Annotated in this window: 11 protein-coding genes; 1 reads left to right on the plus strand and 10 read right to left on the minus strand. The window is 39.0% G+C overall.

Translation table 11 applies throughout. The features are described 5' to 3' along the window. Positions 1–42 precede the first annotated feature (42 nt). From dprA to lepA, 6 genes are all read right to left on the minus strand, one after another. Positions 43–1,233: a DNA-processing protein DprA gene (dprA, locus tag J6O61_RS09945; protein ID WP_292212559.1), complete on the minus strand. Its 1,191-nt coding sequence runs from the start codon at positions 1,231–1,233 to the stop codon at positions 43–45. Between the two features lie 2 nt (positions 1,234–1,235). Beyond that, complete coding sequence (locus J6O61_RS09950) at positions 1,236–2,807, minus strand: YifB family Mg chelatase-like AAA ATPase (RefSeq protein ID WP_292212561.1); 1,572 nt, start codon at positions 2,805–2,807, stop codon at positions 1,236–1,238. Positions 2,808–2,970: 163 nt separating this feature from the next. Next, positions 2,971–4,032: a type IV pilus twitching motility protein PilT gene (locus tag J6O61_RS09955; RefSeq protein WP_292212563.1), complete on the minus strand. Its 1,062-nt coding sequence runs from the start codon at positions 4,030–4,032 to the stop codon at positions 2,971–2,973. 154 nt (positions 4,033–4,186) lie between these two features. After that, positions 4,187–4,780, minus strand: coding sequence for a 5'-deoxynucleotidase (yfbR, locus tag J6O61_RS09960; protein ID WP_292212565.1), 594 nt, complete (start codon positions 4,778–4,780; stop codon positions 4,187–4,189). A 27-nt stretch (positions 4,781–4,807) separates the two neighbouring features. Next, the gene (hemW, locus tag J6O61_RS09965; protein ID WP_292212568.1) at positions 4,808–6,016 is read right to left on the minus strand and encodes a radical SAM family heme chaperone HemW; all 1,209 of its coding nucleotides are present in this window, start codon (positions 6,014–6,016) and stop codon (positions 4,808–4,810) included. 31 nt (positions 6,017–6,047) lie between these two features. Continuing rightward, positions 6,048–7,856, minus strand: a complete 1,809-nt coding sequence (gene lepA / locus J6O61_RS09970; RefSeq protein ID WP_292212571.1) for a translation elongation factor 4 — start codon at positions 7,854–7,856, stop codon at positions 6,048–6,050. Between the two features lie 235 nt (positions 7,857–8,091). On the opposite strand from lepA, the gene rpsT reads away from it, so the two are divergent. After that, positions 8,092–8,355, plus strand: a complete 264-nt coding sequence (gene rpsT, locus J6O61_RS09975; RefSeq protein ID WP_292212574.1) for a 30S ribosomal protein S20 — start codon at positions 8,092–8,094, stop codon at positions 8,353–8,355. 88 nt (positions 8,356–8,443) lie between these two features. Here the strand turns inward: rpsT and J6O61_RS09980 are convergent, their stop codons facing one another. The 4 genes from J6O61_RS09980 to J6O61_RS09995 form a co-directional block, all read right to left on the minus strand. Continuing rightward, entirely contained in the window at positions 8,444–9,391 is a 948-nt protein-coding gene (locus tag J6O61_RS09980; protein ID WP_292212577.1) for a putative ABC transporter permease, read from the minus strand. A gap of 26 nt (positions 9,392–9,417) precedes the next feature. Next, positions 9,418–10,359 (minus strand): TIGR03943 family putative permease subunit, encoded by a 942-nt coding sequence (locus J6O61_RS09985; protein WP_292212579.1) that lies wholly within the window; start codon positions 10,357–10,359, stop codon positions 9,418–9,420. Positions 10,360–10,400: 41 nt separating this feature from the next. Then, positions 10,401–11,675, minus strand: coding sequence for a CobW family GTP-binding protein (locus tag J6O61_RS09990; RefSeq protein WP_292212581.1), 1,275 nt, complete (start codon positions 11,673–11,675; stop codon positions 10,401–10,403). 81 nt (positions 11,676–11,756) lie between these two features. Continuing rightward, positions 11,757–13,765, minus strand: a 2,009-nt coding sequence (locus J6O61_RS09995; RefSeq protein ID WP_292212584.1) for a hypothetical protein, incomplete at its 5' end; no start/stop codon positions are given.

Raw genomic sequence — 13,765 nt, forward strand, 5'->3', positions numbered from 1 at the left:
GCGCAATCGGTAGCTCTTTTGTAAATAAATAACTATATCCACTTATTTACAGATATTTTCAAGTTTTTTTCTGTAATAAACTCCATCCTGTATCACCCTTCCCTTATATGTCATTTCCATCAAACAGCTCATCAGCTTAGGAATTGGAATATCAATGCCTTTGGCATGTAATTTTTCAGTAATTGTCGATGCGGAAATCGGTATTATATCTATCACATCTTCTATTTCGTATTCCAAAGACAATTGAGAATCTTTTCCAAAGCTGCTCCTTTCACTTTCTATAACATCTTCTCCGGCTTCTTTTCTCCCCTTTTCCGTGACACTCCCATTGTCTTTACGTTCATAGGAATCTGTCTTCCATAATCTGTCCAAAACATCCCGAACCCCAAGCGCCACACCGGCTCCCTGGCTTATCAAAAAGTTGCATCCGTCACTAAGTCTGTCTGTGACTCTCCCCGGAACTGCAAGAACCTCTTTTCCCTGTTCCAAAGCCTGATCAACGGTTATCTGCGTGCCGGATTTTTGTCTTGCTTCCACCACAAGAACTATATCTGCCAAACCGCTTATGATTCTGTTTCTCATAGGAAAAAGATTCGGTCTTGGTTCGGTTTTTGGATGATACTCAGAAATAAGGCCTCCCTTTAGGCAAATTTTCTCATATACATCTCTGTTTTCATCCGGATAGCATATATCCACTCCACAGCCCAGTATTCCGAAGGATTTACCATCTGCTTCTATTGCCGCCTTCTGACTAATACCATCCACACCCCTTGCCATGCCGCTTATAACCTGAACCCCTGCAAGTGCAAGCCCCCTTCCGAATTTCCGTGCCATAAATCGCCCATAATCCGAACACATTCTCGCTCCTACTATTGAAACGCATGGGATTTTGGGATTGGGAAGCGCCCCTCGTACATATAAACCAAATGGCGGATCAGGAATGTTTTTTAATTTTTCCGGAAATTCATCCGAATAAACAGAGACAAACTTTATTTCCTCCTTATCCAGGTTCTTCTTTTGCTCTTCGAAATTCCATGTTTTGCGCACTTTTATGATTTCTTCTGCTATCCTGTTTTTTCCTGTACATTCTTTTATAAGAGCAAAAAGCTGTTTTTCTTCCATTCCAAACAGATCTTCTAAATTAACTCCCCGTTCAAGAATCTTATATATTCCCCTGCTTCCAAGTCCATCAACGTTATAAAAAAAATGTGCATATTGATTTTGTGTTATCATTTTTAACTTTCCTCCCTCTGACTCCAATATTTGCCATCAGTCATGCGATAGCTGACTGCTTCCATTAAGTGTATCTGCTCAATATTGTCGCTCTCATCCAAATCCGCTATGGTTCTGGCAATCCTTAGTATTTTATGATAAGCTCTTGCGCTCAATTCCATGCTTGAAAAGACATTTTCCAAATAAGCTTCTTCTTTGTTTCCGAGAATGCAAAACTTTTTTATATCATTGGGAGTCATTTCAGAATTAAATTTAAGAAAAGTTCCTTTAAATCTTTCTTCCTGCCTTTTTCTTGCAACCATGACTCTTTGCCTTATAGTCTTACTTGTTTCGTTTAAACTCTTTGTTTTTGGTGAAAGATCAGAGATATCGACTCGTGGCGCTTCTACGCATATGTCGATTCTGTCCAGAATTGGACCTGATATATGTCCCAGATATCTTTTTATTTCTTTTGCCGTGCACTTACATTTGTTTCTGTCAGGAAAATATCCGCATGGGCAGGGGTTTAACGCACCTACCAGCTGGAAATCGGCAGGATAAGAAAATGTTCCCTTGCTTCGTGCGATATGTATGAATTTATCTTCCATGGGCTGCCTTAACATATCAAGCTTTGCCCTTGGAAACTCTGCCATTTCATCAAGAAAAAGCACACCTCTGTGAGCAAGTGATATAACCCCAGGCCTTGGTACATTGCCCCCGCCCGTCAGAGCAGTCTCAGTAATGGAATGATGTGGACTCATAAATGGCCGTTTCGTAATAAGTGCCTGATTTTCCTTGATTTCTCCTGCAACGGAATATATAGTCGAGACCTCAAGGCTCTCCTCTAAAGATAATCCCGGCAATATTGACGGAATTCTTTTAGCCACCATACTTTTTCCGGAACCCGGCGGACCAACAAGTAATATGTGATGAAATCCTGCCGCCGCAACTTCAACTGCTCTTTTTACTGCTGCCTGTCCATTAATATCTGCAAAATCCAGATTGTCATCCCTTTTGCTGTCCATATCAAATATTTCCCGAATATCAACGGTAGTAGGTGCAATCAGAGAATTTTTGTTTTCCTCAGGTGCAGAAAGATAACAGATTGTCTCCTGCAAAGAATCAACACCTATTATTCTTATGCCATCTACAACTGCACCTTCTTTAGCATTCTCTTTTGGCAAAAGAACTGTCTTTTTCCCCATCTCTTTTGCCTTGGTAACAATCGGAAGAATTCCCTTTACAGGTTTAACCGCTCCGTCAAGTCCAAGTTCTCCCAAAATAACTGTGTCTTTAACGCTTAGTTCATCAACTTCTCCCATAGCCAAAAGTATTGCGATTGCCATGGGAAGATCTATCACGATGCCCTCTTTTCTTATATCCGCAGGTGAAAGATTAACTGTAATTCTGGAAGTCGGTATTTTCACACCAATGTTCTTAAGCGCAACTTTAACTCTGTCACCGGCCTCCCTTACATCGCCGCTCATAAAACCAACCATATTAAAACCCGGAAGTCCCGTAGAAACATCCACCTCAACCTCAATAAGATAAGATATAATGCCTCTGACAGCTCCCGAAGTAACTGTACTAAACATAAATTTCCTCTCAAAATATATAATTAAAAAAATGGAAAATCAGTTTGCAGAAGAACACTGCAAACCTTTAAAGAGCATTAACAATTTTAATCAACTTGCATAATATACAACAAAAACTCCCCATTGGCAAGGGGAGTTTTATTTATATCATAGGAAATTACTTTTATCTAAGCATTTTATTTTGCATTGTATCAGGATCCTGCGCAAACTGCAAAGCACTTTCTCTTGATATTTTCTGCGTTCTGTACAGTTCAAGGATTGCATCATCCATTGTTATCATGCCCTGCTTTCTGTAGGTCTGCATGTAAGTAATGAGCTGATGTGATTTACCTTCTCTGATAAGATTTCTTACTGCGCTGTTAACATGTAAAACTTCAAAAGCTGCCGCTCTTGAAACACCGTCATTTGCCGGAATAAGCTGCTGGGAAATCACGGCCTCCAAAACTCCCGCAAGCTGTATCCTGATCTGTTGCTGCTGGTGAGACGGAAACACATCTATAAGTCTGTCAACAGTATTGGAAGCACCTATGGTATGAACCGTTGAAAGCACCAAATGTCCCGTTTCGGCAGCGGTAATAGCTGTGCTTATGGTCTCAAGATCTCGCATTTCACCAACAAGAATTACATCCGGATCTTCTCGCAAAGCAGCCCTCAGGGCGTTGGCATAACTGTTTGAATCTGTTCCGATTTCTCTTTGGTTTACAATCGACATACGATGCTGATATGTAAACTCAATAGGATCCTCAAGGGTAATAACGTGAGCCTCTCTGTTGTTGTTTATCATATCAATTATGGAGGCAAGAGTCGTTGACTTACCACTTCCGGTTGGTCCGGTTACAAGCACCAAACCTCTTTTTTTACGGTAAAGATCCATTACCGTTTCAGGAATACCAAGACTTTCAGCAGTAGGAATCTGAGTTGCCACGACTCTAAATGCCATAGCTATAGAGCCCCTCTGCTTAAAAACATTTAGACGATAACGTCCTATTCCGGGAATAGAAAAAGACATATCGTGCTGACCGTTTTCCTCAAGCTTTTCTTTTTGCTTGTCATTCATCACTTCGTCAGCAATGAGCTGTGTATCTGCCGGCATCATCCTATCATAGTTGTCCATAGCAATAAGTTTTCCGTTAAGTCTCATCTTTGGCGGAAGACCTACTGTAATATGAACATCCGACGCACCTTTTTCTTTTGCCTCTTTTAGGATTTCCTCGATTTTTGACATATATAAAGCCTCTCATCCGTTCGTTATGTCTATAATTATGAATCTAATCAAACTAAAAAGCAATTATCCTGCCATTAGGAACTGTTCAGAAATAAATTTATAGTTATCGAAAAATCAGACAAGGAAAATTGTAAATTTATTCTGTAACAGTTCCTTATGTAAGCTCATCAAGAGTACTGCCATAGGAAGACAAAAACTCGTTGACAAAATCCAGCACCTCAGGCAGTTCTTTATACAAGCTCCTGATTGCTTTACCTGTACTTTCCTTGGCTGTTCTGAACTCGCTATTTCCGGCATTTATCTCGTTTATACACTTTATAAGAGCTGAAAGCTTATCAGCAGCCTTAACAAGCTTTCTCATATAAATTTCATTCTCATCATCGGAAGGCTTAAAAATTTCTTCATAAGAAGGCCTTAAGTCTTCAGGCAGTTTTTCCAGCAGCTTATTGTCAGCGATGCTTTCCACCTGCTTATACGCAGCTTTTAAATCTGCATTAAAGTACTTAACAGGGGTTGGCATATCGCCGGTAATAATTTCCGAAGCATCATGATAAAGGCCTATAAGTGCTGCCTTATCCGCATCAAGTTTTTTACCGTAGCGAACATTTCCGATTATACAAAGAGCATGAGCTATAATAGCAACTTCCATTGAGTGTTCACAAAGATTCTCAGCCCTTGTGTTTCTCATAAGTGCCCATCTGTCTATGTATTTCATTCGTGATATCAATGCAAAAAAATTGTAATTCATCCCCTTATCCTCCTCTGGTCAGCCACACTAGTCAAACAAAAAATCCGCCATAATCGTGTTACTTACATCTATGCCCTCATCAGTAAGGCACAGATTCGTATGTCCGTCAATTGTATACTCCTTAAGTAACCCCATGTTTTTATATTTATCAATTGTTTCAGCATACACTTCGTGAATATCGCAAGAAAAATTATTTTTGAACTCTTCCAGACTCACTCCCCTAACCAATCTAAGTCCCAAAAACATAAATTCTTCCATTTGAGATTTAATAGGGAGTTTTTCCACATCTTCCCGATATTTTTTAAAGTTGTCCACAAAAACGTCTGCTTTATCCACATTATTACGATCTTTATCTTCTTTTGCCGCAAAAATTTCAATATACTTTTTGATGTCAGAAACATTTTTCCACCTGACATTTTCTACCATTGAAGAAGCGCCAAGTCCCAGACCAAGATAGTTCCCTCTTGTCCAGTAAACTTTATTGTGGTGGCATTCTTTATCTTCTGACAGGGCGTAGTTGGATATTTCATATCTGTGGTAGCCATTTGCCGCAAGAATACTCTTGGTTTCGTGGTACATTTTTCTGTCCACATCTTCAGATGGAACATCAAGTTCCATATCATAGAAGGGAGTTCCTTCTTCAACTATAAGACTGTAAGCAGAAATGTGTTCAGGTCTAAGGCTTAAAACCTTTTTTACTGTATCAAGATATGATTCAAGGCTCTGCCCCGGAATAGCGCTCATAAGGTCAATATTAATATTATCAAATCCGGCTCTTTTAGCATTTTCATAGGTATCGTAGAACATTGAAGCATTATGTACTCTGCCAAGTTTCATAAGCTCCTCGTCATTGAGCGTTTGAGCACCAATACTTATCCTGTTAAATCCGGCCCTTCGATATGAATTTAATTTACCGAAAATTGCAGATGCAGGATTTACTTCCAGGCTTATTTCTGCCTTATCACTTACATGAAAGCTTTCAAAAATAAGACTTAATGTATCACAAATATACTTCGCATCCGGAAATGAAGGCGTCCCACCGCCAAAAAATATGGAATCAACCTCATAATCAGCATATTCTCCGGCATTTAACACAATTTCTTTTCCCAATGCTTTAAAATATTCATCTATCAGATCATTATCGGCATTAAAAGAAAGAAAATCGCAGTACAGGCATTTTCTGACACAAAAAGGAATATGGATATACAGTGATAATCGCTTTAAAGTCTTGTTCATACTAAAATCAAAATTTCTTCATGCACATAATTCAATCGGTACTGTCAAGCTTAAGCACAGACAAAAAGGCTGCCTGAGGTACTTCAACATTACCAATCTGACGCATTTTTTTCTTACCCTCTTTTTGCTTCTCCAAAAGCTTCTTTTTACGGGTTATGTCACCGCCATAACACTTGGCAAGTACATCCTTGCGATATGCCTTAACGGTTTCTCTGGCAATTATCTTGCCTCCTACAGCTGCCTGAATCGGAATTTCAAACAAGTGCCTCGGGATCTCATCTTTTAATTTCTCACACATCTTGCGGCCTCTTTCATAAGCGCCATCCTTGTGAACAATAAATGAAAGAGCATCCACCTCTTCTCTGTTAATGAGAATATCAAGTTTAACAAGTTCAGATTTCTCATATCCCTTAAGCTCATAATCAAAGGAAGCATATCCTCTGGACCTTGACTTAAGTGCATCAAAGAAATCATAGATAATCTCATTAAGAGGAAGCTCATATTTAAGAATTGCTCTTGTCTGTTCAATATAATCCGTACTTAGATACTTGCCCCTTCGCTCCTGACAAAGCTGCATAATGGCACCGACATAATCTGTGGTGACCATAATCTCACCATTTACGATAGGTTCCTCCATATACTCTATTTCTGAAGGATCCGGCAGGTTTGTAGGATTGGTGAGATCAAAAACAGTTCCATCGGTTCTATGAACCTTATAAACAACCCCCGGTGCAGTGGTAACCAGGTTAAGATCATATTCTCTTTCAAGTCTCTCCTGAATAACCTCAAGATGAAGAAGTCCCAAAAATCCGGCTCTGAATCCAAAGCCGAGAGCCTGTGATGTTTCCGGCTCATAGAAAAGAGATGCATCATTGAGCTGAAGTTTTTCAAGAGCATCACGAAGATCAGAATAATGAGCTGAATCAGCAGGATACAGACCGCAGTAAACCATGGGCATAACCTTTTTATATCCCGGAAGAGCCTCGTCACAAGGTCTGGCTGAATCCGTTACAGTATCACCCACTCTTGTATCCTGAATATTCTTGATTGACGCTGTGAAATATCCAACATCACCTGCTGCAAGTTCATCACTTGCAATAAATCTACCGGGACCAAAGTAACCAACTTCAACAACATCTGCCTCTGCACCTGTTGCCATGAACTTTACCTTCATGCCTTTTTTAATCACTCCGTCCTTTACGCGGACAAAGACAATAACTCCTCTGTAGGAATCATATATACTGTCAAAAATAAGTGCTGTAAGAGGCTTTAATGAATCTCCGACAGGTGCCGGAATTTTGTGTACAACAGCCTCCAATACATCTTCTATTCCAATCCCGTTTTTGGCTGAAATAAGAGGTGCATCCTGAGCTTCGATTCCGATCACATCCTCAATTTCATCCTTAACCTCCTGTGGCTGTGCGCTTGGAAGATCTATCTTGTTGATTACCGGAAAAACATCAAGGTCGTGATCAAGTGCCATATAGACATTGGCAAGAGTCTGAGCTTCAACACCCTGAGTGGCATCAACAACAAGTATCGCTCCGTCACATGCAGCAAGGCTTCTGGACACTTCATATCCAAAGTCTACATGTCCCGGAGTATCTATCATATTAAAGGTGTATTCTTCACCATCTTTTGCTTTATAGATCATTCTGACAGCCTGAGACTTAATGGTAATTCCTCTCTCACGCTCAATATCCATATTGTCAAGGACCTGATTCTGCATCTCCCTGCTGGTAAGAACGCCGGTTTTCTCAATCATTCTGTCAGCAAGGGTAGATTTACCATGGTCAATATGTGCAACTATACAAAAATTCCTAATCTTACTCTGATCCACTAATAAAACCTCTTTCTAAATTCGATAAAAAAATCCAAAAATCTCATTGAGACTATGTGTTATAATATACCACAATTCAGCCTTTGAAAAAACTCCAAAAGCCAAAAATCTATTGACAGTTTGCGATATTTCATCTAATATATTTTAGAGTATGTGACAAAAGGCTTTCCGTGTCTGGCCTAAGTCAATATCATCAACAAAAATACTATTAGATTTAATAATTTCGGAGGTAATTATGGCAAATATCAAATCCGCCAAGAAGAGAATTTTAGTTAATAAGAAAAAGGCTGAAAGAAATCAGGTTATCAAATCAGCTGTAAAGACAGAGATCAAGAAGGTTCGTACTGCTATCGAAGCCGGCAACAAGGAAGAGGCTGCTAAGGCACTTCTTAATGCTACATCTGCAATTGACAAGGCTGAGTCAAAGGGTGTATTCAAGAAGAACACAGCATCAAGAAAGGTTTCTCGTCTTGCTCAGGCTGTAAACAAGATGGCTTAATCTTTTGTTTAGATATAAATATGATAAATTAAAACCACATGTCTTCTCACCGACATGTGGTTTTTTGTTTGCATTTTATTTGTATTTTTCAATGATTTTTTCTTATGTTCGAAGCTTTTTCTTTTATTTCCTCAAGACTTGTTTTAAACTTTTCAGAAACCATTCCCGGATTACCGATGATAGTCCTGTTTCTGTACCAGTCAAAAAATCCTCTGATGGGTCCTGGGGTTAATCTGTCCATCAAAATGCGATACTTAGTATACATTTCTGCGATTTCTTCTTTGGCTCCCGACAAATAAGGCGATGGCTCACGTGATACCTTTTCCTTTAAGCTGGCAAATGATTTTTCAAGAGCATTACTAAGTACATCAACTCTGCTTCCTATTCCCGAACTGATACCATCAACTTTTTTGTCAATGCTCTCCCTGACATCCTCACCTTTAAAAGCTATTATCACATCGAGACGCTTTTGGATTCTCCCCATTTCCTCTTTGGCTTTTTCCATATAAACAAGGAAATCCCTAAGATCAAGAGCTGTCTTAAAGGCAATCATAAAATCACAGCTTACATATACCGTTAATACAGTGGTAAAGATACTAAGAAAGTTATATGGAATTGATGTGATAAACATTTCAACAGGAATCTGCAGATAATGCGTAAATAACACGGTAAAAAAGCCCCAAACCAATGTTGATTCAAGGCATACATGCCCATTAATGTTCAAAAATTTATTTGAATAATCCCAGTATCTTACCTTGAACAGCAGTTCCATAAGAACACCGACGACATACTCAAGAGCTGTAGCACCGATACATCCTGCAATATAAACAAGTACAATATTAGAATAAAAAGGCTTTGAAACAACCAGCATCATAATTCCGCCACTTCCATATAATGGCAAAAAGGGGCCTCGCATAAAGCCCCTGTTAACCAATCTTTTATTCAATATAGATACATAAGCGGATTCAAAGCACCATCCAAAAAAACTATAAAGGTAAAACAAAAACAGCCACTGAAGTGGTAAATAATCAAACACTATATTATCCCCCAAAATACAGTCTATTATTGCTCAGGATTAGAAAAATCAATAACAGGGTTATCAGGCTCTGTAGTCTTTTCAACTGAAATGGCTTTTAAAACAGGTCCCTCTCCCTGATACTCTTCCACGTACTGTTTCTCAACTTTGGCTGTAACAAGCACCCAGTCTTTTTCATTAAGCTCAGATACTTTGTCATAATCACAGGCAAATCCCAAGAACTGCATATCCTGTGCACAACACGTCATAGCCATTCTTCCGGGTACAAAGCGATTGTCCGGGAACTCAGCAGGCTTAAGTACCATTCCCTTAAACCTGACTGTTTTCCCATCATATCTGTCTACATGATCCAACGCATCCAGATAGAACATTCCATATCCATAGTTATTAAGATCAATAGGATTAGCATTAAGATCAAACGGCAGATCCTCATCAAGAGTTACATCTACTTCCCCATTTCTATCCTCAAAAATAATGTCTGCCTTCTGATTGATAGCCTTAACATTCCTCTTGTAAGATGCAAGATCCTCAATACCATCACAGCGATTGAAAAGAATAAGGTCAGAGTTTCTTATCTGCTCCGCAAGAAGAGATTTCATATTGCTGAAATAAAGCTCAAAACTTGAGGCATCAATTACAGTAATCTGCTGCTCAAGTTTCCACATTACAGGAAGCTTTAAATTTTTGAAATTCCACATTCCATTGTATTCAACAAGGATTCTCTCCGGATTATGCTTAGCATCAAGCTTGACAAGTGCATCAGGATTAAAATCTTCCTCGTCTTCGATTTTTTCAATGACAGTGTTTGTAGATTTCAGCAATTTCTCTTCATAGTCATTTTCACCTTCTTCACAGACAATAAGAAGAGTCTTCCCTTTGGTTCTGAAATAAGGCTGTGCAATCGTGTATCTGAAGAAATCTGTTTTTCCACTATCAAGAAAGCCGTTTATTATATATACCGGTTTCATATTAATTCTCCTTATCATAATTGCTCCGGGATACGTTTTTATTACAGTCTGCGGAACAGCTTTTCAAGATTTTCTTCTTTAAGTTCTGAACCTATAACGCAGAACTTACCTGTAACATCCGCTGCTCCCTTACGAACATCTGCTTCTCCCGGAACATAATCAAACTCAATCCATGTTCCGTCTGTACTTGGAACAACACCCTTTGTACGAAGGACAATACCGAATCTCTCATCATCTTCAAGTTGATTGAGCATATTCTTTATCTCATCCTCTGTATATTTAAGAGGTGTCTCCATTCCCCAGCTTGTAAATACATCTGCAGCATCATGATGGTGGTGATGATGCTCATGCTCATCGTGATCATGGTCTTCGTCATGATCATGGTGGTGACAGCATTCATGTTCATCATGATCGCGATCGTGCTCTTCGTCATGGTCATGGTGATGGTGACAGCATTCATGCTCATCATGATCGTGGTCGTGGTCCTCGTCATGGTCATGATGGTGGCAGCATTCATGCTCATCATGATCGTGGTCATGGTCTTCGTCATGGTCATGGTGGTGACAACAGCACTCATCATCATCATCGTCATGATGTGCACTATAAACCACAGAGCCATCCTCTGCTACAGTCTTGTGGCTTCCATGATGGTGGTGATGGTGATGATGTTCTTCTTCCTGCTCCATTACCATCTTTAAAAGTTCTGCTTCAAGGTCATTGTTACCCTCAAAAGTATCCAGAATTTCTTTTCCTGTAATCTCATTAAGTGGTGTTGTTATGATAGTAGCCTTATCGTTATGCTTACGAATAAGCTCTACAGCCTCTTCAATCTTCTTCTGATCAGCCTTATCGGTTCTTGTAAGAATTATTGTTCCGGCATTCTCAATCTGATTTATAAAGAACTCACCAAAGTTCTTTATGTATACTTTAGCCTTGGATACATCAACAACTGTTACGGCGCTGTTAAGCTCCATATCATCAGAAGTGTCTGCAATGTTCTGAATAGCTCTCATAACATCTGAAAGTTTACCTACTCCTGATGGCTCAATAAGGATACGCTCAGGTGCATACTGCTCCATAACCTGCTTAAGTGAAGTCTCAAAATCACCTACAAGAGAACAACATATACAGCCTGAATTCATCTCTGTAATTTCAATGCCGGCTTCCTTCAAAAAGCCTCCATCAATACCAATCTCACCAAACTCGTTTTCAATAAGAACTACCTTTGTTCCGGCAAGGGCTTCCTTTAAAAGTTTTTTAATAAGAGTTGTCTTACCAGCTCCCAAAAATCCTGAAATAATATCTATCTTGGTCATTATATCTCCAATCTGCACATCCATTATCTGTGCTACAACTACTACAACAAAGTATATTCTATAGCAGCCCCCAAAAGGATGTCAAGAAAGTGGTGTTGAACCTTCTGTAGAAGCATCTGTGATTTCTGCTTCATCACCCTCAGATACATCATCAGATACATCACCCTGCATATCGCTTTCAGTTTCCATTGTTTCATTTAAGCTTGCAGCATAACTTCCTTCATCTGAATATTGAGAAGTGCTGTTTTCTTCTATACTTCCATCCGCACTTACACTTTCAGCCGGGCTGTCTGTATCAGGTTCTATTATTGAACTGCTTTTTGAAGCCACATCATTATTTTCTTTTTGTGATTCATATTGCTTATTTTCATGATTGCTATCAGGAATATCAGAAATATCAGATTCTTTTGACATAGAAGTGCTTGCAGCACTTTCATCAGAAGACATTAAGGAAGATGCTTCCTCTTCATCCGGTGATAACTCAAGCTCTTTAAGAAGGCTTTCAATATTTAAAGAGTTTTCCGGCACCATAACATGAGATGTTTCGAGGTTTAAATTGCGCGGACTTGGAACGTTTACTGTACTATTATAGTCTTTATGATTTTGATCAAATGAAATGTGCGCTTTCAAAATCTGACCATGAACATATTCACAGGAAGTACGATATCCCAAAAGCTGGCCCTCCTCATATTTACAGATTTTTACCTTGTCCATGTGTATTTCGGGATTAGATCTTGCCCTTTCTCTAAACACATTGGGATCACGCGTTGTCTCGTAATGATAACCATCATCAGAGTCATATTCTGAACCACAATAATCACAGTGCCACCTAAAGATAGGATCATCACCATTATCCGGATCTCCTACATGGTAGAGATTTTGACAATCTTTTCTTGTCCTATATGAATACCAGTATTCTGTTTTATAACAGCTTTCTGAGTGTTTGTGGGTTTCAGCAATCGTATAGCATCCACCCTTTCTATTTGCAGGAACATAGTCCTCATCACACACATTTCCTGTTCCATCCTTGTGGTAATGATATTCATATTCTACTTTACCGGCCACGTCACCGTTTCCAAGAACAACCTGCTGTGGTATACGGTTTATCGCATCGCTAAGTTCTTTAAATGTGGCATCCTGTCTAACCTTAACGCCCTTTGTGAGTAATGTGGATGCCAAAAGCTTTTTACCATCACTCACACGCTGAAAAACCTTGTCAAGCTTTCCGTTAGTTTTATTAAGCTCTACGGCTATATAGTTCTTTAAGCCATTCATATTGCTGGTAGATGTATTAGTCATACTTTTAAAATTGTTATTAATTGAATTGTTTAGCTCATTGAATTTATTGGTATTGGTCTTATTCATTCCATCAAGCTTTGTACTCGTGGACTTATCAAGCGCATCCAGCCTGTTGCTGGTAGACCTGCCCATAGCATCTATTTTGCTGCTTGTAGATTTATCAAGTGAATCTATTCTGCCACTTGTGGACTTATTCATTTCGTCCAGTTTACTATTTGTATTCTTTCCCAGCTTGTCCAGCCTGCTGCCTGTAGAATTATCCAAATCTCCGATAAGTTTCCTGGTCTGCTCATCCATTTCTTTTAACTTGCTGTCAGTCCTGTTTCCAAGCTCATCCAACCTACTATTTGTAGATGTATTCATTTCATTAAGCTTGTCGTTTGTTGAAGAATTCATCTCATCCAGCTTATTATTCGTTGATGCATTCATTTCATCAAGCTTACTGTTTGTTGATGTATGCATCTCATCGAGCTTACTATTCGTTGATGTGTGCATCTCATCAAGCTTACTATTTGTTGATGCATTCATTTCATCAAGCTTACTATTTGTTGATGTATTCATTTCATCAAGCTTACTATTCGTTGATGCATTCATCTCATTAAGCTTATCATTTGTAGATGTATGCATTTCATCAAGCTTATTGTTTGTTGATGTATTCATCTCATCAAGCTTATTGTTTGTTGATGTATTCATCTCATCAAGCTTATTGTTTGTTGATGTATTCATCTCATCAAGCTTATTGTTTGTTGATGTATTCATCTCATCAAGCTTATTGTTTGTTGATGTATTCA

The sequence above is a fragment of the Butyrivibrio sp. genome (assembly GCF_017635265.1).
GTDB lineage: Bacteria > Bacillota > Clostridia > Lachnospirales > Lachnospiraceae > Butyrivibrio.

Coding starts and splice junctions, on each gene's coding strand:
- dprA (WP_292212559.1), bottom strand. CDS start 1,233: ATGATAACACAAAATCAATATGCACATTTTTTTTATAACGTTGATGGA.
- J6O61_RS09950 (WP_292212561.1), bottom strand. CDS start 2,807: ATGTTTAGTACAGTTACTTCGGGAGCTGTCAGAGGCATTATATCTTAT.
- J6O61_RS09955 (WP_292212563.1), bottom strand. CDS start 4,032: ATGTCAAAAATCGAGGAAATCCTAAAAGAGGCAAAAGAAAAAGGTGCG.
- yfbR (WP_292212565.1), bottom strand. CDS start 4,780: ATGAATTACAATTTTTTTGCATTGATATCACGAATGAAATACATAGAC.
- hemW (WP_292212568.1), bottom strand. CDS start 6,016: ATGAACAAGACTTTAAAGCGATTATCACTGTATATCCATATTCCTTTT.
- rpsT (WP_292212574.1), top strand. CDS start 8,092: ATGGCAAATATCAAATCCGCCAAGAAGAGAATTTTAGTTAATAAGAAA.
- J6O61_RS09985 (WP_292212579.1), bottom strand. CDS start 10,359: ATGAAACCGGTATATATAATAAACGGCTTTCTTGATAGTGGAAAAACA.
- J6O61_RS09990 (WP_292212581.1), bottom strand. CDS start 11,675: ATGACCAAGATAGATATTATTTCAGGATTTTTGGGAGCTGGTAAGACA.